This window comes from Pseudomonas sp. FH4, assembly GCF_000510915.2.
GTDB lineage: Bacteria > Pseudomonadota > Gammaproteobacteria > Pseudomonadales > Pseudomonadaceae > Aquipseudomonas > Aquipseudomonas brenneri.
On record NZ_AOHN01000021.1, the window covers coordinates 273,672 to 299,828 of the forward strand.

Genomic DNA, 26,157 nt, shown 5'->3' on the forward strand with positions numbered 1-26,157 from the left:
TTCGGACCTCAACACAATGCCAAGCGTCAGCCAGGCTCCTCACAGCCTCCCCGAACATAATCAACAGAGCGTCAAACAGCAGTGGCTGGCGATTCTCTCGGTCGCCGTGGGTGCCTTCGCCCTGGTGACCAGTGAGTTCCTGCCGGTGGGTGTACTCAATGACGTCGCCAGTGACCTGGGCATCAGCGCCGGCCATGCCGGCCTGATGGTTACCCTGCCCGGCATCATGGCCGCCCTCGCCGCCCCCTTGCTGTCGGTCAGCATTGGCACCATGGACCGTCGCTACCTGTTGATCAGCCTGACGTTGATCATGATCATCGCCAACTCGGTCGTGGCCTTTGCCAGCGACTTTGGCCTGCTGCTGTTCGGCCGCGTCCTGCTGGGCATCAGCATCGGCGGTTTCTGGGCAACGGCCATCGCCCTCAGCGGCCGGCTGGCCCCCAAGGGGGTCGGCGTCGCCCAGGCCACTTCGATCATCATGGTCGGCGTAACCCTGGCCACCGTACTGGGCGTGCCTGTAGGCACCTGGCTTAGCGGGCTGATGGGCTGGCGCATGACCTTCCTGATCACCGCGCTGATGGGCGTACCCGTGTTATTGGCGCAGATCTTCCTGCTACCGCGACTCAACCCGGAGAAAGCCATTCGCATCAGTGACCTGCCAGCCTTGTTCATCAACCCACAAGCGCGGGTTGGGCTGATTGCTGTCTTACTGATCGGCCTGGCGCACTTTGCCGCGTACACCTACGTCGCACCCTTCTTCAAGCACAGTGCCGGCTTCGACGGGCCGACGATTGGCTCGCTGCTGTTGCTCTTCGGCGTGGCGGGAGTGATGGGTAATATTTTTGCCGGATTTGCCGCCAACCGCAGCGTACGTCACACCTTGTTGTTGGTGGCGCTGATGATCGGCACCAGCACCGCCTTGTTCCCCTACTTCGCCACCGACCTGACTGGCGCGGCGATGCTGATCGCGCTCTGGGGGTTCGCCTTCGGTGCGTTCCCGGCCTGTGCCAGTATCTGGATGTTTGTCGTGGCGCCCAAGGATGTCGAGCGCGGCATGCCGCTCTTCGTCGCCTTGTTCCAAGTGATTATTGCCCTGGGCTCGTTCTTCGGTGGGCGGATCGTCGACCAACTGGGCAGCTCGGTGCTGCTGAGTCTGGCCACGGTGTTGGTGGGTTTGGGTTTTGTGACCGTGCTGGTGCTGGGACGTAAGGTCAGTAATAGCCTTGCGGCCCAACCTGCGCTTGGTTGACCACTCAAGTATGGCTCCCCCATGAGCAGGGGGAGCCTACTCGATTTTATGAGACAACCTGACTTTCGCTTTGCCGATAGGGAACTCCTGCGCTCCCGACCTTAGCAACAGAGAAACCCTGGTGTTTTGCGCATCAACCTTCACCACCAGGTCTATGTGTTTTTCTTTGCCCAGCTTCTGAAAAACATCAAAGATTTCTTTTTCGTCGAACGCGTCAACCCATACGCCATAGCGGCTGCTTCCATCCCGCCAATAGAAACCACAGAACTTGGGAATGGCCCTTTTTTCATAATGATTATCCAGGAGCTCTTTTCCGAAAATGTTCTCCTGCTCACCGTTGTAGGCGCTGAATCCAAAGTCCAGCCACTGAGCACCTTCCTGCAGAACAACGACCGGTCGCCAACTGTATTTCTCCCTGTAGGTGTCATAGATTCCTGGTGAAGGATAACCTTGCGTTTGTATTTTTTGCCGGACCTGCGGGCTGAACGTTTTATAGGATGGATCATTGAGCATTCGGTCTGCGTAACCGTCTTTGAACATGTATTGGGCGTTGCTGTACGCGCTTTCCTTGGTAATGGCTGTCACCTGCGCCTCAAAGGCTCCAACTTCCTTCTGGTTTCCCGCCCCACTCACCCACAACACCACCCTGCCCTGTGGCGCCAACCCCACGATAAAAGTGTTGTAGGTGTCTTTCTTGTGGGTGTCCTGGTCGATAAACCCCTCATCCAAGAGGCGCTTTATCTTTTCTTTGTCCAAGGTCCATTGGCCGGTATAGAACTTTTTCTCCACCAGCGAGTACCACGTAAACGCCAGTTGATAGGGCACCGCCTTTTTTTCGATGCCGGTGGTCATGGTTCCGCCTTGATGACCCCACCCGGTATTCTGTGTGCCCCAAATCGCATCAAAATCGTAGGTGAAGTCCTCAGCGATTAGGGCGCCACGGTAAACCTCCATCGGGTATTCCTGCGGCGCAGAGACACTTCCCGACCAGCTATAAGTTTCAGGCACGTCTTTACTCTGGCAAGCAGCCAAGGAAAAGCAGAATAAAACAGCCGCAATGACTGCCATCGGACTCGCTACTCTCACACACCGTTACCTCTTCATGGCTTTACAGGAACATCACCACTCACTGCACTTCCCTCTCCCGAAATCAATACCAGGCTCTGCGGCGAAGACAATGTAATACCCATGTCCTGAAGGCCGGCCAGCAGGATGAACAACAAGTCGCTGCGGGCCCCGGACACCGAGCGTGGGCTGTTGACGTAGCCGCTGACCCCAATGATCAGGCCATCCCTGGCCAGGTCCTTGAAGGTGACTGATGGTGCGGGGGTGTCAAGAATGGCCTCGTGCTCGGTAAACGAGTGCATGAGCAGTTCGCGAACTTTCAATACATCGGTGTCCAGCGGCAATGTGAGCGTGATGCTCACGACACCGAGCGCGTTGCCCATGGTGACGTTGCGCACACTTTGCGAGATGAACTGCGAGTTTGGCACGATCACCGTCGAGCGGTCGGACATCTGGATCTCGGTCGCCCTGACGTTGATTCGGCGAATATCGCCCTCGACGCCACCCAGGCTGACCCAATCGCCGACCTTCACCGGCCGTTCGGTCAGCAGGATCAAGCCGGAGATGAAGTTCTGCACAATGGCCTGCAAGCCGAAGCCGATCCCCACCGACAGGGCACTGACGACCCAGGTCAGGCTGGTCAGGTTGATCCGCAGGGTGGACATCACCAACAGACTCAACAGCACGAAGCCCAAGTAGCCCACCAGGGTCACCAGGGATGCGCGCATGCCCGCATCCATGTTGGTTTCCGGCAACAGCCGCTCGCTCAACCAGCGCTTCAAGGTACGCACGGCAAACAACCCGACCACAAACATCAGCAGCGCAGCAAGGATATCCCTGGGGATGATGTGCAGGTTGCCCAGCGTCTTGCTGGTTTCTCCCAGCTGACTGAAGCCCTGGAGCAACTCACTGGGGCTGGAGCCCGCCGGAAGGAAGGCCGCCATCACCGCGGTAAGCAGTAGTAATGTACGCCCGACGCCAGCCAGCACAGTGCAAGCCTGGGCCTGATGCCGTGGCGACAGCCCCAGCGCATTGGCCAGTGCCAGCCCGCTGGGCTGCTTGGGTGAAAGCAGGGTTTCACAGACGTCGCCGTAAAAGGCGATAAGCAGGTAAGCCAATGCTGCCACGACGCTGACCCACAGCAGCTTGACGGTAAGGAAATAGGCCAGGGACAGATACCCCGTGAACAACGCGAGGACAATCAAGGCCACCCACATCGAGGCAACAAAGGGTAGCATTCCGGCCAGCCCGCCTGGGCGGTCCAGCTTGAGCTTCTTGCGCACATGGCGCACGCGCAGCAACGCGGCGATAAAGATCAGCGCCGTGACCAGTGCCGTCAGGCCATTGAGCGCTACGGTCAACGCCAGGCTGGCGCCCGTGACATTGTTGATCCGCTCCTCGGTGGCCACCAGCATCAGCGCCACTGCCAGAATCGCTGGAAAAGGCCCGAGGGCACTGGCGATTTCATCGGCAATGGCCGGCAACCGCCAGGAAGGTCGCGGCAGCATCAGCAAGGCCCGTCCAAGGCCTGCAATAAACGCGCAGAACGTGGCCAGGGTGACCAGATGATCGGAAAGCCGCGCCAGGTTTTCGCTCAAGACGGCATTGCTTTCCAACCCCCAACGCATCAGCGAAACGGCCCCCATGATCGTCAGGATCGACGCTAGCCCCACCGCCACCGCCAGCGTGCTGCGCCGCAAGCGCCCCTCAGGCAACCAGCGAATCATCGCCCAGGTGAGCAAGTGTTCAAGCAATCGCCGGCCGAAACTCCAGATCAGCACGGCCACCAGCAACGTGCTGAAGAATGCCCAGCGGCGCTCGGGACTGACGGCGCTCTTCAGGGCGACGAGGCTTTCGGCCTGCAGGTTATCCAGGCGCTTCAGGTCATCCGCAGTGGGACGGATCAGGGTCGACCAGAACGTGGGACTAAAGGGAGTATCGGTGCGTGAAGTGAGTTGAGAGTTAAACACATTGCGCCGCAGGTTGACGATCTGCGCGGCAAGGTCGCGGCTCGTCTGGCTCAACTGTTTGGCCTGCTGCTCATCATCAAGCAGGCTGTTCTTTTTCCGCGTCAGGGCATCCCGCTGGTCGGTGAGGCTCTGCGCTTCCCCAGGCTGGGCCGCGCCCAAGACCTTGAGCTGATCGTCAAGACGCTCCATCTCGGTAGCGCGCACCGTAAGCAACGTCTCGGCCTGTTGTTGCACCTGCAGTGCGCCCTGTCGAAACTCCGCCAGCTTCTCGTCGCTGGTACTGATAGGAACACTCTGGCGAATCAGCTCAAGCTGCTGACTGAGCTGTTTCAGGTCGGCGTCTTCCGGCAACAGTGGCAAACTGTCGACGACCTCGATGGCCACCGGCGTTGCAGCCGCACTTGCCCACCCCGGCAGGCTGATAGCCATAACCATGGCCAGCATGACCTGGCAGATGACGCTTCTATAAATTCGCCGCATCAAGTCACCCTTCTCCGTCTTATTCTTGCCATCGCCAGTATGGACCGCCACGGGAGAAAGGAAATTCCGCACGGGGGGCAAAAGATCGGGCGCTATTGGCGCAACGGGAAAGATAGCACTCAGGTCAACCCACAAACGTGGTCTTGCGCGTCAATGCCCACGGCGCAATCAAGCGTTGCGGGGTCTGGCAGGTTTTGCGCTTGAGCACAAAGTTGCGGCACTTCTCAGCGAACTGCTGGCGGTCTTGCACCATGTCCAACTGCATCTGTGCCAGCTCGTTTTCGCGGCAGCGTTCAATCTGCTCAAGGCTCAGAGTGGCTTTACGCGCGCGATACAGGGCAAATTTTTCATCGGTCAACGCACTATTGGCCTGTTGCAGCAGCCATGCACTGAATGCGTGAGGGCAGCGTGGGCCGATGTCCTGAATCATCCCCCACTGTCGCGCCTGTAAGGCGCTGATTGGCAAACACTCTTCGATGAGTTTGTGCGCGACTTCGCTGCCGACGGCGCGGGGCAAGCTGTACGTCCAGTATTCGGAGCCATACAAGCCCATGGTCTTGTAATGCGGGTTGAGTACCACACCCGCTCGGGCGAAGACGATGTCGGCCGCCAGCGCTAGCATCACGCCACCGGCTCCGGCGCTACCCGTCAGGCCACTGACCACCAACTGCCGCGTCGTCAGCAACTCCTGGCAGACGTCGTCGATTGCCTGAATATTGGCCCAGGCTTCCAGCCCCGGTACCTGGGCTGCCTGAATCACGTTGAGGTGCACACCATTGGAAAAGCTCCCGCGCCCTCCCCTGACCAGCAGCACTTGAGTGTCCCGAGCCTTGGCCCAGCGCAGTGCCGTGACCAGCCGCTGGCATTGCTCGGTACTCATGGCACCGTTATAGAACTCGAAGGTCAGTTCGCCAACGTGACCGGACTCCCGATAGCGAATCGGTTGATAGGCCGTCTCATCGAACCCTTGGTTGGCGATCGAGCCGTCCAGCACGGGGATACCAGCCAATCGCCCAGCCAGCACGTGACGTGCAGGCAGCTTGAAGGTTTCCTCCCCTGGCTGGGCTTTACGCTTGAGCGAGCCGATCCACAGGCTGTGATCGCCGGCCGCGACCAGCACCGCATCGTCCTGTACCGCCAGGATTTCTCCCGGGGTGCCACGACGCGAATCCAGGTGCGCGTCGTACAGGTAATACTGTCCGCCAGCGAGGCTCGCCAACACCCCAGGCTGACCATCGGCCGCGTCGATACTGCGTTTGATGAACCGCACGCAGTCGTACCAACTGAAGGTACGGTCAGCCTGCTTCATGTTCGGCTGCAAACGCCCGATGACGTCAGGCTGTGTGTAATCGAGGGGCGTAGGGACAAAACCGCTGGCAAATTTCCCCACCGCATCGCGGATGCAAGCGAGCGCAGCGTCACTCACCGGGCCGTTGTACAACTCGGATTTACGCACATCGGCAGGCATGTCGAATTCACAGGTCGACCAGACCGGGCCGGCATCCATTTCCTCAACCGCCTGCAACGCGGTAACACCCCAGCGCCTGACCTGCTGGGTGATAGCCCAGTCCAGTGCGCTGGCGCCACGGTCGCCAACGATCCCCGGATGAATGATCACCACCGGACGCTCCGGATTGCTCCAGAGCTGCTGCGGCACGCGGTCCTTGAGAAATGGGCAGATCACCAGGTCAGGCGCCGCTTCCTCGATCTGTCGGCATACCGAGGCCTCATCGGTGAACAGCACCACGCTGGGCTCGTGACCCGCCTGGCGCAGATCCAGCCAGGCCCGCTGGGTCAAACCGTTGAACGCCGACGACAACAACATGATTTTCAATGACCGCATGACTGACTCTTCCTTGAGAATGCACGGCCGGTGGCTCTCCATGAGCCATCCTTGGCCTTTTAGGGAAGCGTCAGGGTAGAGGCAGTGGCTAGGCGATCACCTGACCGAGATCAATCTTGTGGCAGCAAATCGCTTGTCGGCACTGAATGCAGTGACCTTCCGCAGCTCGGAAATGCAGGGCAACGTAAAGCTGCATATTAACGATTGGCAACGCTGAACAACCCTAATCGCTGCATCATTTCGGTCACCGCCGACCCGGAAAGGAGAATCGTCGAGTTCGAGGCGGATGGTTCAATGCTGCGCGCCACTCAACCACTGCCCCAAGGTGCCTGCCCCCGCGTATTGGCGCAAAACTGCCAGGTAGCCATCAAAGCGATTGGTGACCTCACTCACCCGGTTACCGTAGTGGTCGCTTTCAGCCGACAATACATCGAGCAAGGTACGCTTACCCAAGTGATACCACTGTTCGTAAAATGCCAAGCGAATACCATCCGACTCAACTGTCAGGTCGCGGTACAGTTCGGCCCGTTCCAGAAAGGTCCTTGCATCGTGGTTCGCAGTGCGGATCCGATACTGCAGGTCCAGACGCTGCTGCTCCACTTCCTGGCGACTGGCTTCGGCCCGCTGTAATGCAGCCCGTTCCGAGGCCCGTGTCGAGCCGCCGCGAAAGGCGCCCCACGTCACGGCCAAGTGAGTTTCCCAAGGCTGCTCACGGCCCACGGAGTCTTCGGCAGTGGACTTGCTGACGACCCAATTGAGCTGTGGCAACGAAGACGAACGCACCACCTTGGCCTGCAGCTCGGCTGATTCGGTCTGGGCCTTGGCCTGGTTGATAGCGGGGTGATTTTCAGTCTGCGCCAAGAGATGATCAAGGTTCGCAAGGCGAATGTTCCACTCCTTGGTTCGGGGAACCATGATTGGCCGTTCACCGACCAGCTTGCGCAGGTTGATTTCAGCATCCTGGGCCCGTGTACTGGCTGAATCTCGTGCTGCCTGAGCTTGAAGCAGGCGTGCTTTGGCCTGGGTCAATTCGCTGGAGCGTCCCTTGTCCACAGCCACGATACCCGCCAGCATCTTCACCAGCTCATTCATGCGGTCTATATATTGCTGGCTGAGATCAACGATAATGCGTTGCTTGCCCAACTCCGTCATAGTGCTGGTGACGTCGAACGCCGAACTTTCCAGCTCCGCGTCAATGGCCGCGGTAGCGGCGACGGACAGGTGGCGACGGCTGTCGATGGTATTGCGAATTCGTCCCCAGTCATATACCGGCGTCACTACGTTGAGAGTAATACCAGTGCTATTGCCTTCAGTGTCTTGCGCCCCTGAACCGAACCGCTTCGAACCGGCCTGGGTGCCCAGGTCAACTTGCGGATAACGCTGCCCCTTGGCCTCATCAATATCCGAGTCCGCTGCCGCCAATTCAGCGTGAGCCCTTTGTACCTTGGGGCTGCGTTCGGCGGCGGCCTGGACAGCACGGTAGAACATTTCTTTGAGCTCTTGCTCCGAAGGCCCCGCCACGATGCCCTGACGGCCCGCCAGACGCGCCGGCACGCCGTTGAAGGCCAACGCCGAGACCCCGCTTACAGCAGTAGCTGCAGCAGGTGCGACAACGGGTTTTAAGGCGCTCACGCCATTACTCGATGCCTGTTTGGTGGACGGTGCAGATTCGCTTAGACGAGCCGGCGCAAAGGTAGCCGTCGCCGGCTCTGCCTCTTTCGAAAATTGCAGCGTATTGGTGACAGGCCTCGACGGCCGTGAAACCGTAGTCGCAGGCGACGGATAGGGGGAGACGGCTGTCACTGGCTTGAGTTCAACTGGCGTGACAGGTGTAACCGCCGCTACAGGTTTGAATTGCACCGGAGCGACAGCCGTAGTCGCTACAAGCGGCCTGGATTGTACTTGTGTAACCTGCGACGTCGCTGCCACCGATTTGAACTGCACCGGTACGACAGTGGGAGTCGCAGCTTGCGAGCTGGATTGCACTTGCGTGTCAGATGAAGCCGCTGTCGCTGGTTTGAACTGTACAGGCACGACGGTGGTAGCCGCTGCCATCGGTCTGGATTGCACTTGTGTAACAGGTGACGTCACTGCCACCGAATTGAACTGCACCGGTACGACAGTGGGAATCGCAGCTTGCGAGCTGGATTGCACTTGCGTGTCAGATGAAGCCGCTGTCGCTGGTTTGAACTGTACAGGCACGACGGTGGTAGCCGCTGCCATCGGTCTGGATTGCACTTGTGTAACAGGTGAAGTCGCTGTCGTCGGTTTGAACTGCGACGGTAAGTCAGACTGAGTCGATGCCTTCGAGGCTAGCGCAATGAACATTGACAGTTCATCAGCCATCAGGCTGGAGCTAGCACAGGTCGACAGGCACAAAAACAACGACCTCGCCAGGTGCAGGCGATTACGCGGCGCAAACAGATCCGGAGCCCGCAGCTCAGTTGGCGGGTAATGTTTGATGTCCATGCTCATCGCTCCCGGAATGCTTCACGTGCGTTGAACACGGGCTTTAACAGGTAATCCAGAATGGTCTTTTCGCCGGTACGGATCTCGACCGATGCGACCATCCCCGGAATGGCCGACGAATTGGCGGCGGACAGTGCCTCCAAGGCCAACGAAGGCGCCAACAACCCCCCCTTGGGTAAACCAGCGGTCAGGGTTTCCGGGGATTTGCCGACACCGTAGTGGTCGCAGATCCAGGATACGCTTTGCAACAAGGTGTCCTGACTAGTCGCTTGAGCCACAGGCAAAGCCTTAGCCGTAACGCTTGAATCAACAGGCGCATCAGTCGTCATCACAAGAGTCCTGAATTCGTACCGCCAACCGGCGATCACAATGGAATGGGCGTTTCAGGGCCGGCACCGACCAGGCAGCACAGACGCTGGAAACCAGTAGGATAATTCTGACAAGATGATGGGATGGGCTAAATGAGACCTGTCCCAAAAGCCAGAGACCCAAAGCACATAACGAACTGGAACGCAGGGCGAGCAGGCACCTCAAGAGGACTTTCACCTCAAAACTCTCAGCGAGACCACTACTGCCAAGCTGGTTACGCTTTCGCGCAACGCGCCATTTCTGACGCACATAAAAAAGCCCGCTCAAGGCGGGCCTGGACAACTGGGGAAAACAACCTTACTTCTAGAGAAAATAAGGCGTCAACTTAACACAAGCAGTAGTTATCCCTTCCTTGGGATGACTAAAGATTACTGTGCTGCCCACATGAAGTACTTAAGGTTTTTTTCAAAAAAATTTTCTGTCTTACAGTAAGTTTCTGCGCTATTTAAGGTAACCCCAAACCCGCCTACACCCAGGCCGGGACCATGCGTACCCCGTCACAGCGTTCCGTGCAAGTAGCGGGCTTTGAAGATATTGGCCTTCTTACCCCGCTGCGCCGCCTCTATCCGACTCCTGTTCGCCAGGCCAGCAGTTTGCCTCGGGCTTCCTTCAGATTCGCAGTCACCCGCGACACCCTTGCCTCTGGCTAACACTCCCCCTTGCCGGGTGTGTAGAGGACTTTCACCTCCAAGTCACCAGCGAGACTGGTTGCGCTTGCGCGCAACGCGCCATGCCTGGCGCACAAGCAGAAGCAATGTGGGTGGTGCAGCGCCTCACTAGCGCACCTCATCCAGGATTGCCCATTAAATTTTGTGGCATTTCTGACAGCTTTTACTCGTCATTTCATTATTTCTTTACTAGTATCTCTAGCCTACGCACTCGCGGGGAGAGATTGAGCGCCTTGAGGCTAGAAACTTTTACACTCGATCATTGGATGAGTTATTACCGTTACCCCGCACGTAACAACTCAGGCAACAATAATAACTCTTTGGTGAAGCAGATGAATAAAATCTCCAGCATGGTTGTATTAGCAGGGCTAGCTCTCTCGGGATGCGCGACGAAAATCCCAGAAAAACCTAGCGTCACACCAGCATCTGCTGCCTTCCAGCAAGCACCGCATGCCCCCGTACCTGCGACACTGGCAAACCCGTCAGCGCGACAAGCTGTATCTGTGAACCTCAAAGCTGACGCTCAACCGACCTCCTCGGTGGCCGCTCAATCAGAATCCGTAGAAAGCACAAATCAACTGCGCGTCCAGCAATGCCGTAGAGAGCTGGACACAATAAAACTTTACAACAAGGCATCTTATGATAAGTACGATGCAGAGTTTCAGGTCATTGCCAGCAAGCTCAATAAATACATACAGGTTAAAGATTCAATTAGTTCTGATATAAACGATATGGTGATGCCGGGGTATCAATTTCAGATTCGTGAATTCTGCTTTCGAGTCAAAGTCCGCCTGTCGCAACTTGTGGTTCGCCAAGCTCGATAATGATTAAACTTTAGGGTGTTTCTTACGCCCTAAAGGCTCTAAACATTCCGCTCCCATTCACTCGACACCCCCTCCCTTTCGAGAGCTACTGCCAAACGGTAAACCACTTGGCCCCTCACCATCCAAATCTCATCGCCCTCCCAATAGTAGGTGCCCGGCCTAGCCTTGCTGGGATCATCAAGAACCAGCCCCGCCTCGCGCAATTGCAGCACAAAGTCACCGATATAGAGTGGTGCGAGTCCTCGGCAGTCACCTATTGTGAAACCGCCATTGGCTATTGGCTTTCTCTGCGCCAATCCGATAGCGCACCAACCCATCGGCAACGGCAAAGGTCAGGTCCACGCGGGTGTCGGTTCTTCCATTCAAGTGCCCGCGGCTAAGCAGCCGGAACAACGACCACGGCCCGCGATAGCTCATGCTGGCGGTGTTGCCGGTGCTATGCACCAGGGTCAGTTGGCTGTCATTGGTGCTGCCCAGGCTGTTGGGCCACACCAACCCTGTACGTTGAGGCGGGAGGTATCCAGCTTTTGACAGGATCGCTCCTACACCTTCGTCAAGCACTTCCGACGGCCCCGTCTGAAAAACCCAACAGTCACAAAAAATGATGAGCCAATTTCTACAATAAACGTTATGTATTCAGTTGTTCTGGGCAAGAAGCTCACGCCTCCATTCATCTCATGAAGAGCTAGGACCATGCTAAATACTTCGTTTTTTCCCTCACTGCGTACCGCCCTCGGCACATCCCTGCGGCCCCGACAGCTCAATCGAGAGGAAGAGCGACTGATCCGCTACTACCGTTTATTGTCAGAGCAGGATCGTGAAGCGGTGCGCTGTTTGTTCTTTGCGGTCAAGGAAACCAGCCGGTCCGAACACCCTAAGCAGTAGGAAGTGACACAGGTACCTATCAGCGAACAATGAAGCACCGACTGGGTTGGACACGTTGCCAAGAGCCTGCCGACCCCACAAGCAACTGCCGGCGGGCTTGGCCTGCCGGATGGCAGCATCTGAAAGAGCCATGCTTCTAGCCTCTTGAAGGTGGAATTCAGGGCTAGATGTTCAGCAAATGACTCGTCGGGCTCCTGCAACAATCCGATCTCGAAGCCCGCCATTTTTATGGACTAGATTCTGGACTAAATTAGTCCAGATACCTGTGGCTCTCGATGGATGTCAGCAGAACGAAAAAAGACGCCGAAGCGTCTATTTTGTTGATCTTCAGAATCCAGTGGATCTCTGCAGATCTATATTTGGAGCGGGAAACGAGACTCGAACTCGCGACCCCGACCTTGGCAAGGTCGTGCTCTACCAACTGAGCTATTCCCGCGTCTTGGTGGTGTGCATTCTATAGATTCCAGAACACACGTCAACCCCTTGATTCAAAAAAGTTTTATTTCTTTTCAACGGTCGTACGCAGATGGGGCCAGGCGGCGCGCAGGTATTGCAGCATGGACCACAGGGTCAGGCCTGCGGCGATCAGCAGCAAGGCGTAGCCCAGCAGGACCCAGAAGGTGAAGTTCGACGGGTTGGCCAGCAGGATGACCAGCGCCAGCATCTGCGCGGCGGTTTTCCATTTGCCCATGTTGGACACGGCCACGTGGGCCCGTGCGCCGATTTCGGCCATCCATTCACGCAGGGCCGAGACGACGATCTCGCGACCGATGATCACGGCAGCTGGCAGGGTCAGCCACAGGTTGCCGTGTTCCTGGACGAGCAGCACCAGGGCTACGGCGACCATCAGCTTGTCGGCCACAGGGTCGAGGAACGCGCCAAACGGCGTGCTCTGCTCCAGGCGTCGTGCCAGGTAGCCATCCAGCCAGTCGGTCGCGGCCGCGAAGGCAAAGACCGAACTGGAGGCCATGTAGCTCCATTCATAGGGCAGGTAAAACAGCAAAATGAAAATCGGAATGAGCAGGACGCGTAGAACGGTGATCAGATTAGGGATATTCATCGGCACAACTGGCTACGAGGTGAGAGGGCATTCTACTCGCTGTGTAGGTTTGCATAAATCAACTCAGCAAGCTTTTTACTGATACCGGGGGCTTTGGCTATTTCTTCAATGCTGGCACGGGACAATTCCTGCAAACCACCAAAATGTTTCAACAGTTCGCGGCGCCGCTTTGGCCCTACGCCCGCCACCCCTTCCAGGGTTGAGGTACGTCGGGTTTTGCCACGTCGGGCGCGGTGGCCAGTAATGGCGAAACGGTGAGCCTCGTCGCGAATCTGCTGAATCAGGTGCAACGCCGGTGAATCGCCCTTCAAGGTGAACTCATGGGCCGCATCATTCAAGTACAACGTTTCAAAACCGGCCTTGCGCGTCGCGCCCTTGGCAACGCCGAGCAGGATCAGGTCGGGCACCGCCAACTCGTTGAGTACGTCACGGGCCATGGACAATTGGCCCTTGCCGCCGTCCACCAGCAGGATATCCGGCAGCTTGCCCTCGCCGTCCTTGAGTTTGCTGAAGCGTCGGGTCAGGGCCTGATGCATGGCAGCATAGTCGTCGCCAGGGGTGACGCCTTCAATGTTATAGCGTCGATAATCGGACTTGATCGGCCCTTCCGGACCGAAGACCACACAAGACGCCACGGTCGCCTCGCCGCTGGAATGGCTGATGTCGTAGCACTCCAGGCGTTGCGGCGGCTCGTCAAGCTTGAGTACGTCAGCCAGCGCTTCAAAACGTGCGGCCACATGCTGGCGGTTGGCCAGGCGCGCACTCAGGGCCTGTTCGGCGTTGGTCACCGCCAACTGCTGCCAGCGCGCACGCGTGCCGCGCACCCGGTGACTGATGTCCAGTTCACGGCCACGCAGTGCGTGGATCGCCTCGATCAACGCAGGGAAGTCTTCGTGCACCACGTTGACGATCAGTTCGGACGGCAGGTCGCGCTCGGGGCTGCTGACGTAGTACTGGCCGAGGAACGCCGCCATGACATCGGCCACCTCCTCCTCGATTCCCGTCTGCGGAAAGAAGTTCTTGCTGCCCAGCACCCGGCCGCCACGCACACTGATCAAGTGCACACAGGCGCCGCCAGGATTGACGAAGGCCGCAATCACATCCACGTCACCGGTGCCGCCTTCCATGCTTTGCTGGTCCTGGACCCGGCGCAGCAAGGACACCTGGTCGCGCAGCTCGGCGGCCCGCTCAAAGTCCAAGACACTGGCCGCCTGCTCCATGGCACCGGACAACTCGTCGGCCAGGGCATTGCTGCGCCCTTCCAGGAACATCACCGAGTGACGCACGTCCTCGGCATACTCCTGCGGCTCGACCAACCCCACGCAGGGCGCCTTGCAGCGCTTGATCTGGTATTGCAGGCACGGGCGGGTGCGGTTCTTGTAGAAGCTGTCTTCGCACTGGCGCACAAAGAACGTCTTTTGCAGCAGGCTCAGGCTCTCGCGGATCGCCCCGGCGCTGGGGTATGGACCAAAATACTTGCCCTTTTGCTTCTTCGCCCCGCGATGGATGCTCAGGCGCGGAAAGTCACCGTCCGACAGAAACACGTACGGGTAGGACTTATCGTCACGCAACAGAATATTGTAGGGCGGCCGCCATTCCTTGATCAGCGTCTGCTCAAGCAGCAGCGCCTCGGTTTCATTGGCGGTGATGGTGGTTTCGACCTGGGCGATCCGCCCCACCAGGGCGGCGGTCTTCGGCGCCAGGCCGGTCTTGCGAAAATAGCTGGCCAGGCGTTTCTTGAGGTTCTTGGCCTTGCCGACATACAGCAGGCGCGCCTCGCTGTCGAACATGCGATACACGCCGGGCCGACCACTGCAGGTTGCAAGAAATGCACTCGGATCAAACGCGGCTGTTATTTCAGTGGCTTGCATTTCAGGCGCTGGCGTCCACCATGCCGTGGCGAACCGCCAGCAAGGTCAGTTCAACATCACTGCTGATGGATAGCTTCTCGAAAATTCGATAACGGTAGGTGTTCACGGTTTTCGGCGACAGGCAGAGCTTGTCGGAAATCGACTGGACCTTCTGGCAGCCCACAATCATCAAGGCGATCTGAATCTCGCGCTCGGACAAGGCATCAAATGGTGAGTCGCTGACAGGCTGAAACGACTTGATCGCCAGTTGCTGGGCAATCTGTGGGCTGATATAGCGTTGGCCGGCGAATACCAGGCGGATGGCCTGGACCATTTCCGCGAGCCCCGCGCCCTTGGTCAGATAACCGGCCGCGCCGGCCTGCAGAAGCCTGGTAGGAAAAGGGTCTTCTTCACAGACAGTGACCACGACGACCTTGATATCCGGATGACTGCGCAACAACTTGCAGGTAGCGCCAAGACCACCAATCCCCGGCATCTTGACGTCCATCAAAACCACATCGGGTTTCAACTCGCGCGCCTTGATCAGGGATTCCTCTCCCGACTCGGCCTGGCCGACTACTTGCAGGCCATCGATGTCAGCCAGCATTCGTGTAATGCCTGTACGAACGAGATCATGGTCATCGACTACTAGCACCCTAATCAAGCAGACACCTCGCGAAATGGTCTTATAGGTTGCTGAACACCTTAGCAAAAAACCAAGGCACAGACCTAGCTGAACGCGTCATATATATAGAGTTTCAATACGCTACGACCGCCTGCCGAGCGACAAGCGGGGTTGTTTCCTGGGTAAAAGGTCAGGATTCCTTGAGGACCGGCCGGGTTTTTCCAGGCACCACAGAGGAATACTCTGCCAAGGTGCTGCTCAGCCTGCGGACAGCCAGCCAGACTCCATACGCCAGAAACAACCCTCCTCAGCGACAATACTCAGGCCCTTGCGCTGATAGAGTCTTTTTGCCGGATTGGTCTTGAATACGGTCAACCGCAAGTAACCCCGGCTTTCCGCCCTCGCCTTGGCAATCATCTGCTCCAACACCCAACTGCCCGCGCCCTGGCAGCGCAAAGCATCAAGAATGTGCAGTTCGCGAATGTACAACGCATGATCATCCCGGCTCAGGCTCACAAACCCCAGCAACCTGTCGCCCTGGCAGATCAACCAGTTCTCCCGCCCGGCCCAGGCGGTATCGAAGCCTTTGTCGGACCACGTCAGATCGTACTGTCGATAGTAGTGATCCATCGCCTGATGCGTCAGGCTGCGCGCAAAGGCCAGGTGTTGATCCGATGCAGCCCTGAGCGTGAATGCCATAACAGTGTGCTCCATGGCATCACAGCGCGACTGACCAGCCACTCCAATTGCCTGCCTCCCTGCGCGCGATGACCAGGGCATCGCCGACACCTGACGCAGCCGCAATCAATGCGCCGTCGGCGCCCCAGATCGCGCTACGCCCGGCACATACCCAGCCACCGGACGGCCCGCCATGGTTGGCCATCAGCACCACCATCGAGTGTTCGCCAGCATAGCCCTGGAGCAACGCACTATCGGCAGCGTAACCACCGTCGCTGATCAAAACGCCTGCCGCATAGACTGTGGCCCCGAGCGCCGCCGCATCACGCGGATGGCTGGCGTGGGAAAAGTCAGCGCAAACCGCCAGGGCGATCCGGTCATCACCCCATACCAACGCCTCGCCACCCTGTCCCGGCATAAATGCCAGTTCTTCACCGGAGTGCAGATGTTGTTTGCTGTACACCGCCAACGAGCCATCGGCGGCCAGTACCAACGCCCCAATCAGCACCCCAGTGCTCGACGGCAAGCGAATGGGCATGCCGACCACCGCCGTCATGTTCAGCTCACGCGCCATTTCCCGCAGCGGCGTCAGTACCGCGTCGTTCGGCGCGATCGCCAACTCCATTGCCAGGAAAGGTTCATAGCCGGTCAAGGACAGTTCCGGGAACACCAGCAATTGCACGTCGTGCTCGGCAGCAGCGACCATAAATGCCAGGTGGCGCTCGATATTCGCTGCCAGGTCGCCAGCGATGGAGCAGGTTTGGGCACTGGCAAGGGTCAAGGTGGTCATGGTCGCGTCCTGGCAATGGGTGTGAGTATCCATCCAGCATATCGGGACTTGCGTCATAGCGCTAAGTCACTCATCGCGATAGAAATTACTGATTGAATCCAGCAGCGTGCCTCAGTTAAGCTCCACCCCATCATTTGGAGAAACACCATGTTGCAACTCACCCTCACCCAGGCTCGCCCTACTGCCAACGCACAGCGTTCGGTCGTGGCTACCCGCGTGAACGGTTTGAGCGCACTGGTCAGCTTTTATTTTGGGTATTGGTTTAGCCACTGGCGCGCCTGATACCTGAAATCGGCGCCCACTACTCAAGGGGTCGCCTGCCAGAGAAATCTAACCCCCGGTCGGCTCCCCGACCGGGGGTTTTGTTTTTTCAGCCCTGAACATTTTTTGCTACACACCGAACTTAAAGGGAATCACACCATGAACTACACCACTTATTACCGTTACGACACCTGCACCGCCTGGCGATTTAGCAAGCTCCGTTCGGGACAGCCTGCCGCCTCCGATCGGTCACCTATTGGTGGCAAGCCAACACACGCAGCCAATACGGCCAATTGTCGAACACCCCAGTAGGGCAGAGCGTGCGGGAACAGCCCGCCGCTTGCCCAGGAAGCCGAAAATATGAACTCCTCCATCGCCGCCCTGCCCGTCACCACCCTGTCCAGCGCCAATGAAGCGCTGACCCAGCGCTTGCCCAGCGCCCTTGAGCTCAAGCACCAGTTGCCCCTGAGCCCGTTCCTGACCGAGCAAGTCAATGCTCATCGCCAGGCTATCCGTGCAATCCTCAATGGCGAAGACAGCCGATTGCTGGTCATCGTCGGACCCTGCTCGATCCATGATCCTGAATCCGCCATGGAATACGCGCGCAATCTGAAGAAACTGGCCAATGACGTCAGTGACCAGATGTTGCTGGTGATCCGCGCCTACGTCGAAAAACCGCGCACCACCATTGGCTGGAAAGGCCTGGCCTACGACCCGCACCTGGATGGCAGCGATGACATGGCCGCCGGCCTCAGCCTGTCCCGGGAATTGATGCGCGAAATGCTGCGCCTGGGCTTGCCGGTCGCCACCGAGCTGCTGCAACCGATGGCCGCCGGTTACTTCGAAGACGTGCTCAGTTGGGTCGCCATCGGCGCGCGCACCACCGAATCGCAGATCCATCGGGAAATGGCCAGCGGCCTGGGCATGCCTGTCGGCTTCAAGAACGGCACCGATGGCGGCGTGGCCATCGCCTGCGACGCCATGCGCTCCGCAGCCCACCCGCACCGCCACTTCGGCGTCGACAGCCAGGGGCATCCGGCGATCATCCAGACCCCAGGCAACGCGGACACCCACCTGGTGTTGCGTGGCGGCCACCGTGGTCCGAACTACGACCGCCAGAGCGTGGCCCAGGTCAAGACCGACCTGGCCAAAAGCAAAGTGGCCACGCGGATCATGGTCGATTGCAGCCATGCCAACAGCGGCAAAGACCCAATGCGCCAGCCTGCAGTCTTCAATGATGTGCTGGAGCAACGCCTGCAAGGCGACACCTCGCTGATCGGCATGATGCTGGAAAGTCATCTGTTCGAAGGCTGCCAGCCGCTCAGCCCGTCGATGCGCTACGGGGTTTCGGTGACCGACGGTTGCCTGGGTTGGGACGGCACCGAGCAGTTGTTGCGTGAAGCGGCACAACGCCTGCGCGACCACGCCTGAGCTACCGCTATCGCCGGCAAGCCGGCGATGGCTTTACATCAGGTACCGACGCAAATCAGTGGAACTTTGCCGGGAAATAACCGCCTGAATCCGGTAGGCTCACCTTTTTTATTCAAGGAGTTACCCACCATGGCCAAAGCCACCGCCCGCCACATCCTGGTTGCCACCGAAGACAAGTGCAACGAACTCAAAGCCCAGATCGAAGGCGGCGCTGATTTCGCAGAAATCGCCAAAGCCAACTCCAGCTGCCCATCGAGCCGTGATGGCGGCAACCTGGGTTCGTTCGGCCCAGGCCAGATGGTCAAGGAATTCGACACTGTCGTATTCAGCGCCCCGGTCAACACCGTGCAAGGTCCGGTGAAAACCCAGTTCGGTTACCACCTGCTGGAAGTGACCAGCCGCCAGGACTGATCAGCGTCTTAGCAAACCACAACGGCCCGCCTTTTGGTGGGCCGTTGTGTTTGTGCCCCGGCGGGGTGACTGGCGACCCGCGCGCGGTTAGGGTACAAGTCCCCTTCCTTCTTCACCCGGCGCTCAAGGCTGATAATGCGACTGGACTTCCTCACGTTAGTTGGCTCTACCCTGGCCCTGCTGCTGGCGAGCACGGCATCGCTCGCGGCCCCTCAACACGCACTGACCGTCTACGGCGAACCCGCCAAGTACCCTGCCGGCTTCAGCCACTTCGATTATGTAAACCCCGAGGCGCCCAAGGGCGGCAGCCTGAAGCGTTCGGCCCTTGAGGTCGGTCGTTTTGACCATGTGCTGCCCTATATCGACAAAGGCATCGGCGTCAGCCAAGTGGACGGTTGGGTGTACTCGCCCCTGGCCTACCGCTCGCTGGATGAGCCCTATACGGTCTACGGCCTGGTAGCGCAAAAGATGGAGCGCGCCGAGGACGGCTTGTTCCTGCGGTTTTTCCTCAACCCCAAGGCGCGGTTTGCCGACGGCAAGCCCATCACCGCCGAAGACGTACGCTACAGTTTCAACCTGCTGATGACCCAGGGCAGCCTGCGCTTTCGCACGCTATTCGCCGACGTCAAGCACGTCGAAGTGGAAGGTCCCCTGCAAGTGCGTTTTGACTTTTCCAACAATGAAAACCGTACCCTGCCCCTGGATGTCGCAACCCTGCCGGTGTTTCCCGAGCATTGGTGGAAAAGTCGCGACTTTGCCAACGGCGGTGGTTATGAAGCCCCTCTGGGCAGTGGCCCGTACAAGGTCAGCAAGATCAACTCCGGCAGCACCATCACCTTCCAGCGCGACCCCGACTGGTGGGGCAAGGACTTGCCCGTCAACCGCGGCCTGTACAACTTCGACCGCCTGAGCCTGGAGTACTTCGGCGATACCGAAGTCGCCCGCCAGGTCCTGCGAGGCGGCGCCTACGACTTCAACCGTGAATTTTCCGCCACCGGCTACTCCATCGGCTACAACGGCCCGGCCCTGGATGATGGCCGCCTGCAACGCGCGCACCTGGCCAAGGACGCGCCGCAATCGTCCCAAGGCTACGTGTTCAACCTGCAAAAACCGATGTTCCAGGACCGCCGCGTACGCCAGGCCCTGGCCATGCTCTGGGATTTCGAGTGGGCCAACCGGCAGATGATGCGCAACCTGTACATCCGCCAGCAAAGCTACTTTTCCAACAGCCCGCTGGCTGCCACTCAACTGCCCGACGCCCAGGAACTGGCGATTCTCGAACCCTTGCGCGGGCAAATCCCCGACGAAGTCTTCACCCAGGTGTTCAAGGCGCCAACCACCGACGGTAGCGGGATGATCCGCGACAAGCAGTTGCAAGCCCTGGCCCTGCTGGAAGAAGCAGGCTGGACGCCCAAGGGCGACAAGCTGGTGAATGCCGCCGGCGAGCCGCTGGAGTTCACTTTCCTCAATGTGCAAAACGGCCTTGAACGCCTGCTATTGCCTTATAAGCGCAACCTGGCGCAGATCGGCATCACCCTGAACATCCGGCGCATCGACTCCTCGCAGTACGTCAACCGGCTGATGAGCCGCGACTACGACATGATCGTCAGCGGCTTTCCCGTCACCACCTCGCCAGGTCTTGAGCTGTACAACTACTTTGGCTCAGCCGCCGCGTTCGACCGAGGTGCCAACAACTACTTCGTCTTGCAGAACCCGGCGGTCGACACCCTGATCACCGGCCTGGTGCGCGCCACCACCCAGGCGCAGATGCTCAGCTACGCCCATGCCCTGGACCGGGTGCTGCAATGGAACTACTACTGGATCCCCAATTACTACCCGCCCGGGACCTCGGCCGCCTGGTGGAACCGCTTCGGACGCCCGGCCATCGCGGCCAGCAACGACGAAGCGCTGGAGTCATGGTGGGAAGTCAGCCCGACACCCTTGACCAATGAACAGATGAAAGCCGAGCTGGACAAGACCCGAGGTACGCACTGATGTTTGCCTATATCGTGCGGCGCCTGCTGCTGATCATTCCGACGCTGGTGATTATCCTGCTGGTCAACTTCGTCATCGTCCAGGCCGCGCCCGGCGGGCCGGTGGAACAGGCCATCGCCCATCTGCAAGGCATCGGCGGCGCAAGCGTCGGTGGCGCGTCCGGCGACGGGGTCAGCAGCGGCTCGCGGGCCAGCCGCGGCCTTGACCCGAAACTGATCAAGGATATCGAAAAACAATACGGCTTCGACAAGCCAGCCCATGAACGCCTGTGGCTGATGCTCAAGAGCTATGCCCAACTGGATTTCGGCAACAGCTTCTTTCGCGGCGCGACGGTGACCGACCTGATCCTGGAAAAACTGCCGGTGACCCTTTCCCTCGGCCTCTGGGCAACGCTGATCACCTACCTCGTGTCGATCCCCCTGGGGATTCGCAAGGCGGTGCGCCATGGCAGCAGTTTTGATGTTTGGAGCAGCACCGCCATCGTCATCGGCTACGCCATGCCGGCGTTCCTGTTTGCGATGTTCCTGATCGTGGTCTTCGCCGGCGGCACCACGCTGAACTGGTTCCCGGTGCGCGGCCTGGTGTCGGAGAACTTCGAGCAACTGAGCACCGTCGGCAAGATCGCCGATTACTTCTGGCACCTGGTGCTGCCCGTCACCTCCCTGGTGATCGGCGGGTTCGCCACCTTGACCATTCTCACCAAAAACTCGTTCCTCAATGAAATCACGCGCCAGTACGTGGTTACGGCGCGCGCCAAGGGCCTGAGCGAACGGCGCGTGCTCTACGGCCATGTATTTCGCAACGCCATGCTGCTGGTGATTTCCGGAATCCCCCAGGCGTTTATCAGTGTGTTTTTTGCCGGCTCCCTGCTGATCGAGGTGATTTTCTCCCTCGACGGCCTCGGCCGCATGAGTTACGAGGCCGCCGTGTCGCGGGACTATCCAGTGGTCTTCGGCTCGCTGTTTATCTTCACCCTGTTCGGCCTCTTGATAAAACTGATCGGCGACCTCTGCTACACCCTGGTAGACCCGCGTATCGACTTCGCCGCGAGGAACGCCTGATGCTCAATCTGTCCCCCGTAGCCCGCAGGCGCTTCGAACGTTTCAAGCAAAACCGCCGGGGCTGGTGGTCGCTGTGGCTGTTTATCGGCCTCTTCATCCTGACCCTGGGCGGCGAGTTGATCGCCAACGACAAGCCGCTGGTACTCAGTTACCAGGACGAACTGTACTTCCCGGTGTTCAAGCGCTACACCGAACAACAGTTCGGCGGCCAGTTGCCGTTCCAGGCCGACTATCGCAGCGACTATGTGCAGCAACTGATCAAGAAGGACGGCGGCTGGATGCTGTTCCCGCCAATCCCGTTCAGCGACGACACGCCCAACTACGAGTTGACCCGCCCTGCCCCCAGCCCGCCTTCAGCGGTGAACTGGCTGGGCACCGACGATCAGTCCCGGGATGTGCTGGCGCGGGTGATCTTCGGCGCTCGGGTGTCGATCCTGTTCGCCCTGGCCCTGACCGTCATCAGCGCCACCATCGGCATTGCCGCCGGCGCCTTGCAAGGCTATTACGGCGGCTGGGTCGACCTGCTCGGCCAGCGCATCCTGGAAGTCTGGTCGGGGCTGCCAGTCCTGTACTTGCTGATCATCCTCTCGGGGTTTGTCGAGCCCAACTTCTGGTGGCTGCTGGGGATCATGGCGCTGTTTTCCTGGCTGGCCCTGGTGGATGTGGTGCGCGCCGAGTTCCTGCGCGGGCGTAACCTGGAATACGTGAAAGCCGCACGCGCCCTGGGCCTGGGTGACGGCAAGATCATCCGCCGGCATATCCTGCCGAACGCGATGACCGCCACCTTGAGCTACCTGCCCTTTATCCTGACCGGGGCGATTTCCACCCTCAGCGCCCTGGATTTCCTCGGCTTCGGCATGCCCGCAGGCAGCGCGTCCCTCGGTGAATTGATCGCCCAGGGCAAGCAGAACCTGCAAGCGCCATGGCTGGGATTGACCGCATTTTTCACCCTGGCACTGATTCTGTCGCTGCTGGTATTTATCGGCGAGGCGTTGCGCGATGCCTTCGACCCACGTTCATGAGTGAATCCGTATGAGCGACAACCTGATCGAGATCCGCGACCTGTGCGTCGCCTTCAGCGGCCAGACCGTGGTGCGCAACCTGTCCCTGGATGTTCGCCCCGGCGAGTGCCTGGCGCTGGTGGGTGAGTCTGGCTCCGGCAAGTCGGTGACTGCCCATTCGATCCTGCAACTGCTGCCCCAGGCCGGCACCACGACCACAGGCTCGGTGCGTTATCGCGGCCAGGAACTGATCGGTGCCGGGCCCAACGCCCTGCAAAAACTGCGCGGCAACCGGATTGCGATGATCTTCCAGGAGCCGATGACCTCCCTCAACCCCTTGCACAGCATCGAAAAGCAGATCGGCGAAACCCTGCTGCTGCACAAGGGGCTCGGCGGCAAGGCGGCCCAGGCCCGCATCCTTGAACTGCTGGAGCTGGTGGGCATCCAAAAGCCCCGGGAGCGCCTCAAGTCCTACCCCCATCAGTTGTCGGGCGGCCAACGCCAACGGGTGATGATTGCAATGGCCCTGGCCTGCGAGCCGGAACTGCTGATCGCCGACGAACCGACCACCGCGCTGGACGTCACCGTGCAGCGCAAGATCCTGCTGCTGCTCAAATCCTTGCAGCAGCGCCTGGGCATGTCGCTGTTGCTGATCAGCCACGACCTCAACCTGGTGCGCAGTATTGCCCAGCGCGTGTGCGTGATGCAGGCCGGGGAAATTGTCGAGCAGGCCGACTGCCAAGCCCTGTTCAATGCCCCGCAACACCCCTACAGCCGCCTGCTGCTGGACGCCGAACCGGTCGGCACGGCACTGTGCCAGGACACGCGCGAAAACGTCTTGCAGGTCGACGGCTTGAGTGTGCGATTCCCCATCGGGGGCGGGCTGTTTCGCCCCAAGCAGTACCTGCAGGCGGTGGACGGCATCAGCCTGGACCTGCAACGGGGCAAGACCTTGGGGATCGTCGGCGAGTCCGGCTCCGGCAAGTCGACCCTGGGCCAGGCGATCCTGCGCTTGCTCGACTCCAGCGGCAGCATCCGCTTCCAGGGTGAAGCTCTCGACAGCCTCAACCAGAAGCAGATGCGCCCTTGGCGCAAACAGATGCAGGTGGTGTTCCAGGACCCATTCGGCAGCCTCAGCCCACGCATGTCGGTGCAACAGATCATCAGCGAAGGCCTGGAAGTGCATGCGCCGTGCAGCCTCAAGGAACGTGACGCGCAAGTGATCAAGGTGCTCGAAGACGTCGGCCTCGATCCGGCCAGCCGCCATCGCTACCCCCATGAGTTCTCCGGTGGCCAGCGCCAACGCATCGCCATCGCCCGCGCGCTGGTGCTGCGCCCGGCGCTGATGCTGCTGGACGAACCGACCTCGGCGCTGGACCGCACCGTACAAAAACAAGTGGTGACGCTGCTGCGCGAACTGCAGGAAAAGTATGGCCTGACCTACCTGTTCATCAGCCATGACCTGGCCGTGGTGCGCGCCATGGCCCACGATATGATCGTGATCAAGGATGGCCAGGTGGTCGAGCGCGGCCCGAGCCAGGAACTGTTCGACTCACCGCAACACCCCTACACCCAGGAGCTGCTCGCAGCCACACAACTGCCCTTGTAGGAGCGAGCTTGCTCGCGAAGATCGTTAACGATAACGCGAAAAGCCTGCCACCCCGAGGGGGCCTCAGGTTTTTCGCGAGCAAGCTCGCTCCTACAAGGGGCGGTGTGATCCTAATAACCTTTGTATTGGCGGCGCCTGCATGAACACCACCGAAAGCCTCAAGGACTACCAGCACGTTCGCGGCCTGGCGATCCAGTCCCTGTTCGAGATTATCGAGCAGTCCAGTGAAGGCACGGTGATTGTCGACCGCGATGCCAATATCGTGTGGATGAACGAGCGCTACGCCAAGCGTTTCGGCCTGAAAAGCGCCGACCAGGCCATCGGCCAGCCGTGCGAGCAGGTCATTTCCAACAGCCTGTTGCGCCAGGTGGTGCGCACTGACCAGCCGATCCTCCTGGATATCCAGGACACGCCCAAAGGCCCACTGGTGGTGATGCGCCTGCCGATCCACGACGATGCCGGCAAGGTGATCGGCGCCATCGGCTTTGCCCTGTTCGATGAACTGCGCAACCTTTCGCCGATGATCGAACGCTACCTGAGCATGCAACAGGAGTTGGCCTCGACCCGCTCGCTGCTGCGCTCACGCCAGAGCAAATACAACTTCGCACACTTTATCGGCACCAGCGCCGCCAGCCTGGAAGTCAAGCGCCGGGCGCGGCGCAGTGCGAGTGCCGAGTCACCGGTGTTGCTGCTGGGCGAGACCGGCACCGGCAAGGAGCTGCTGGCCCAGGCCATCCACGGCGCCTCCCCACGCGCCAACAAAGCCTTTGTCAGCATCAACAGCGCGGCCATTCCCCACGACCTTTTGGAAGCCGAATTTTTCGGCACCGCGCCCGGCGCATTCACCGGCGCCGACCGCAAGGGCCGCCCCGGCAAATTGCAGATCGCCCAGGGCGGGACACTGTTTCTCGATGAAATCGGTGACATGCCACTGCCCCTGCAAAGCAAGTTGCTGCGGGTGTTGCAGGAGAAAGAGTTTGAGCCGGTGGGCTCCAACGAGATGATCCACAGCGACGTGCGGATAATCGCCGCGACGTCCACCGACCTGGAAGCGGCGATCAAGCGCGGCGAGTTTCGCGCCGACTTGTATTACCGCCTCAACGTGTTGCCGATCCAGGTGCCACCGTTGCGCGAACGCCTGGATGATATTCCGGCGTTGAGTGAAGCGATCCTTGAAGAACTGCGCAGCCAGCATGAACTGGACCGCGAAGCCCTGGCGCTGCTGGCCCAGCATGCCTGGCCGGGGAACATCCGCGAATTGCGCAACGTGCTGGAGCGGGCCGCCTTGCTCAGTGATGACCTGATACTGGATGAGCGGGAAATTCGTGCGGCGATTGGTACGTTCAGCCCGGTGGAACGCGATGCCGTGGCACCGGTTGACGTCGAAACCTTCAGCGTGGCGCGGGAGCGGTTTGACCGGCAGTTGATTGGTGCGGCGTTGAGCCAATGCGGCGGCAATGTGATCGAGGCGGCCAAGCGGTTGGGGCTGGGGCGGTCGACGCTGTACAAGAAGATGGTGGCGCTGGGCATCGAATAGTCTCAATAAAGAGACTTAACTCTCAA

The 26,157-nt window shown here is 59.4% G+C and carries 20 protein-coding genes, 1 tRNA gene and 2 pseudogenes; 11 read left to right on the forward strand and 12 right to left on the reverse strand.

The window, feature by feature from the left end; all coding sequences use genetic code 11:
- Positions 1-16: 16 nt before the first annotated feature.
- On the forward strand, positions 17-1,249 hold the full coding sequence (locus H097_RS17860; protein ID WP_032861418.1) for an MFS transporter: 1,233 nt from the start codon (positions 17-19) through the stop codon (positions 1,247-1,249).
- Positions 1,250-1,285: 36 nt separating this feature from the next.
- On the opposite strand, the gene H097_RS17865 is transcribed toward H097_RS17860, so the two are convergent.
- The 5 genes from H097_RS17865 to H097_RS28825 all read right to left on the reverse strand — a co-directional run bounded on the left by H097_RS17865 (position 1,286) and on the right by H097_RS28825 (position 9,324).
- Positions 1,286-2,317 carry a DUF2931 family protein gene (locus H097_RS17865; protein ID WP_082445627.1) on the reverse strand — a complete coding sequence of 344 codons (1,032 nt, stop codon included), beginning with the start codon at positions 2,315-2,317 and terminating at the stop codon, positions 1,286-1,288.
- A gap of 32 nt (positions 2,318-2,349) precedes the next feature.
- Positions 2,350-4,764, reverse strand: a complete 2,415-nt coding sequence (locus tag H097_RS17870; RefSeq protein WP_032861421.1) for a DUF3772 domain-containing protein — start codon at positions 4,762-4,764, stop codon at positions 2,350-2,352.
- A gap of 124 nt (positions 4,765-4,888) precedes the next feature.
- The gene (locus H097_RS17875; RefSeq protein ID WP_032861422.1) at positions 4,889-6,607 is read right to left on the reverse strand and encodes a hydrogenase maturation protein; all 1,719 of its coding nucleotides are present in this window, start codon (positions 6,605-6,607) and stop codon (positions 4,889-4,891) included.
- A 291-nt stretch (positions 6,608-6,898) separates the two neighbouring features.
- Positions 6,899-9,076, reverse strand: coding sequence for a TolC family protein (locus H097_RS17880; RefSeq protein WP_229752268.1), 2,178 nt, complete (start codon positions 9,074-9,076; stop codon positions 6,899-6,901).
- A 2-nt stretch (positions 9,077-9,078) separates the two neighbouring features.
- A complete protein-coding gene (locus H097_RS28825) occupies positions 9,079-9,324 on the reverse strand; it encodes a hypothetical protein (protein ID WP_032861423.1) in 246 nt (81 codons plus the stop codon).
- A 1,055-nt stretch (positions 9,325-10,379) separates the two neighbouring features.
- On the opposite strand from H097_RS28825, the gene H097_RS28830 reads away from it, so the two are divergent.
- Positions 10,380-10,937 carry a hypothetical protein gene (locus H097_RS28830; protein ID WP_229752267.1) on the forward strand — a complete coding sequence of 186 codons (558 nt, stop codon included), beginning with the start codon at positions 10,380-10,382 and terminating at the stop codon, positions 10,935-10,937.
- Positions 10,938-11,216: 279 nt separating this feature from the next.
- Here the strand turns inward: H097_RS28830 and H097_RS17895 are convergent.
- From H097_RS17895 to H097_RS17930, 7 genes and pseudogenes are all read right to left on the reverse strand, one after another.
- Positions 11,217-11,447 (reverse strand): annotated as a pseudogene (locus tag H097_RS17895) (type VI secretion IcmF C-terminal domain-containing protein); the annotation flags it as partial.
- A gap of 735 nt (positions 11,448-12,182) precedes the next feature.
- Positions 12,183-12,258 (reverse strand) — tRNA-Gly (locus H097_RS17905).
- Between the two features lie 63 nt (positions 12,259-12,321).
- Positions 12,322-12,882: a CDP-diacylglycerol--glycerol-3-phosphate 3-phosphatidyltransferase gene (pgsA, locus tag H097_RS17910; protein WP_029293776.1), complete on the reverse strand. Its 561-nt coding sequence runs from the start codon at positions 12,880-12,882 to the stop codon at positions 12,322-12,324.
- Positions 12,883-12,914: 32 nt separating this feature from the next.
- The gene (uvrC, locus tag H097_RS17915; RefSeq protein WP_032861471.1) at positions 12,915-14,738 is read right to left on the reverse strand and encodes an excinuclease ABC subunit UvrC; all 1,824 of its coding nucleotides are present in this window, start codon (positions 14,736-14,738) and stop codon (positions 12,915-12,917) included.
- A 16-nt stretch (positions 14,739-14,754) separates the two neighbouring features.
- Entirely contained in the window at positions 14,755-15,396 is a 642-nt protein-coding gene (gene uvrY, locus H097_RS17920; protein ID WP_029293774.1) for a UvrY/SirA/GacA family response regulator transcription factor, read from the reverse strand.
- Positions 15,397-15,615: 219 nt separating this feature from the next.
- Positions 15,616-16,056 (reverse strand): GNAT family N-acetyltransferase, encoded by a 441-nt coding sequence (locus tag H097_RS17925; protein WP_032861426.1) that lies wholly within the window; start codon positions 16,054-16,056, stop codon positions 15,616-15,618.
- Between the two features lie 19 nt (positions 16,057-16,075).
- The gene (locus H097_RS17930; protein ID WP_032861427.1) at positions 16,076-16,825 is read right to left on the reverse strand and encodes a carbon-nitrogen hydrolase family protein; all 750 of its coding nucleotides are present in this window, start codon (positions 16,823-16,825) and stop codon (positions 16,076-16,078) included.
- A 147-nt stretch (positions 16,826-16,972) separates the two neighbouring features.
- Between H097_RS17930 and H097_RS29035 the strand changes: the two genes are divergently transcribed.
- From H097_RS29035 to H097_RS17965, 9 genes and pseudogenes are all read left to right on the forward strand, one after another.
- Positions 16,973-17,107: a hypothetical protein gene (locus H097_RS29035; RefSeq protein ID WP_262975311.1), complete on the forward strand. Its 135-nt coding sequence runs from the start codon at positions 16,973-16,975 to the stop codon at positions 17,105-17,107.
- 339 nt (positions 17,108-17,446) lie between these two features.
- A complete protein-coding gene (locus H097_RS17935) occupies positions 17,447-18,517 on the forward strand; it encodes a 3-deoxy-7-phosphoheptulonate synthase (protein WP_032861428.1) in 1,071 nt (356 codons plus the stop codon).
- 129 nt (positions 18,518-18,646) lie between these two features.
- The gene (locus H097_RS17940; protein WP_032861429.1) at positions 18,647-18,928 is read left to right on the forward strand and encodes a peptidylprolyl isomerase; all 282 of its coding nucleotides are present in this window, start codon (positions 18,647-18,649) and stop codon (positions 18,926-18,928) included.
- Between the two features lie 135 nt (positions 18,929-19,063).
- Entirely contained in the window at positions 19,064-20,923 is a 1,860-nt protein-coding gene (locus H097_RS17945) for an extracellular solute-binding protein (protein WP_032861430.1), read from the forward strand.
- A complete protein-coding gene (locus tag H097_RS17950; RefSeq protein ID WP_032861431.1) occupies positions 20,923-21,984 on the forward strand; it encodes a microcin C ABC transporter permease YejB in 1,062 nt (353 codons plus the stop codon). Before H097_RS17945 ends, H097_RS17950 begins: the two co-directional genes overlap by 1 nt.
- Positions 21,984-23,006, forward strand: a complete 1,023-nt coding sequence (locus H097_RS17955; protein WP_032861432.1) for an ABC transporter permease — start codon at positions 21,984-21,986, stop codon at positions 23,004-23,006. Before H097_RS17950 ends, H097_RS17955 begins: the two co-directional genes overlap by 1 nt.
- Positions 23,007-23,016: 10 nt before the next feature.
- Positions 23,017-24,594 (forward strand): ABC transporter ATP-binding protein, encoded by a 1,578-nt coding sequence (locus tag H097_RS17960; RefSeq protein WP_032861433.1) that lies wholly within the window; start codon positions 23,017-23,019, stop codon positions 24,592-24,594.
- An 8-nt stretch (positions 24,595-24,602) separates the two neighbouring features.
- Positions 24,603-24,689 (forward strand): annotated as a pseudogene (locus H097_RS28835) (outer membrane lipoprotein carrier protein LolA); the annotation flags it as partial.
- A 44-nt stretch (positions 24,690-24,733) separates the two neighbouring features.
- Positions 24,734-26,131, forward strand: coding sequence for a sigma-54-dependent Fis family transcriptional regulator (locus H097_RS17965; RefSeq protein WP_032861434.1), 1,398 nt, complete (start codon positions 24,734-24,736; stop codon positions 26,129-26,131).
- The last annotated feature ends 26 nt before the right edge of the window (positions 26,132-26,157 follow it).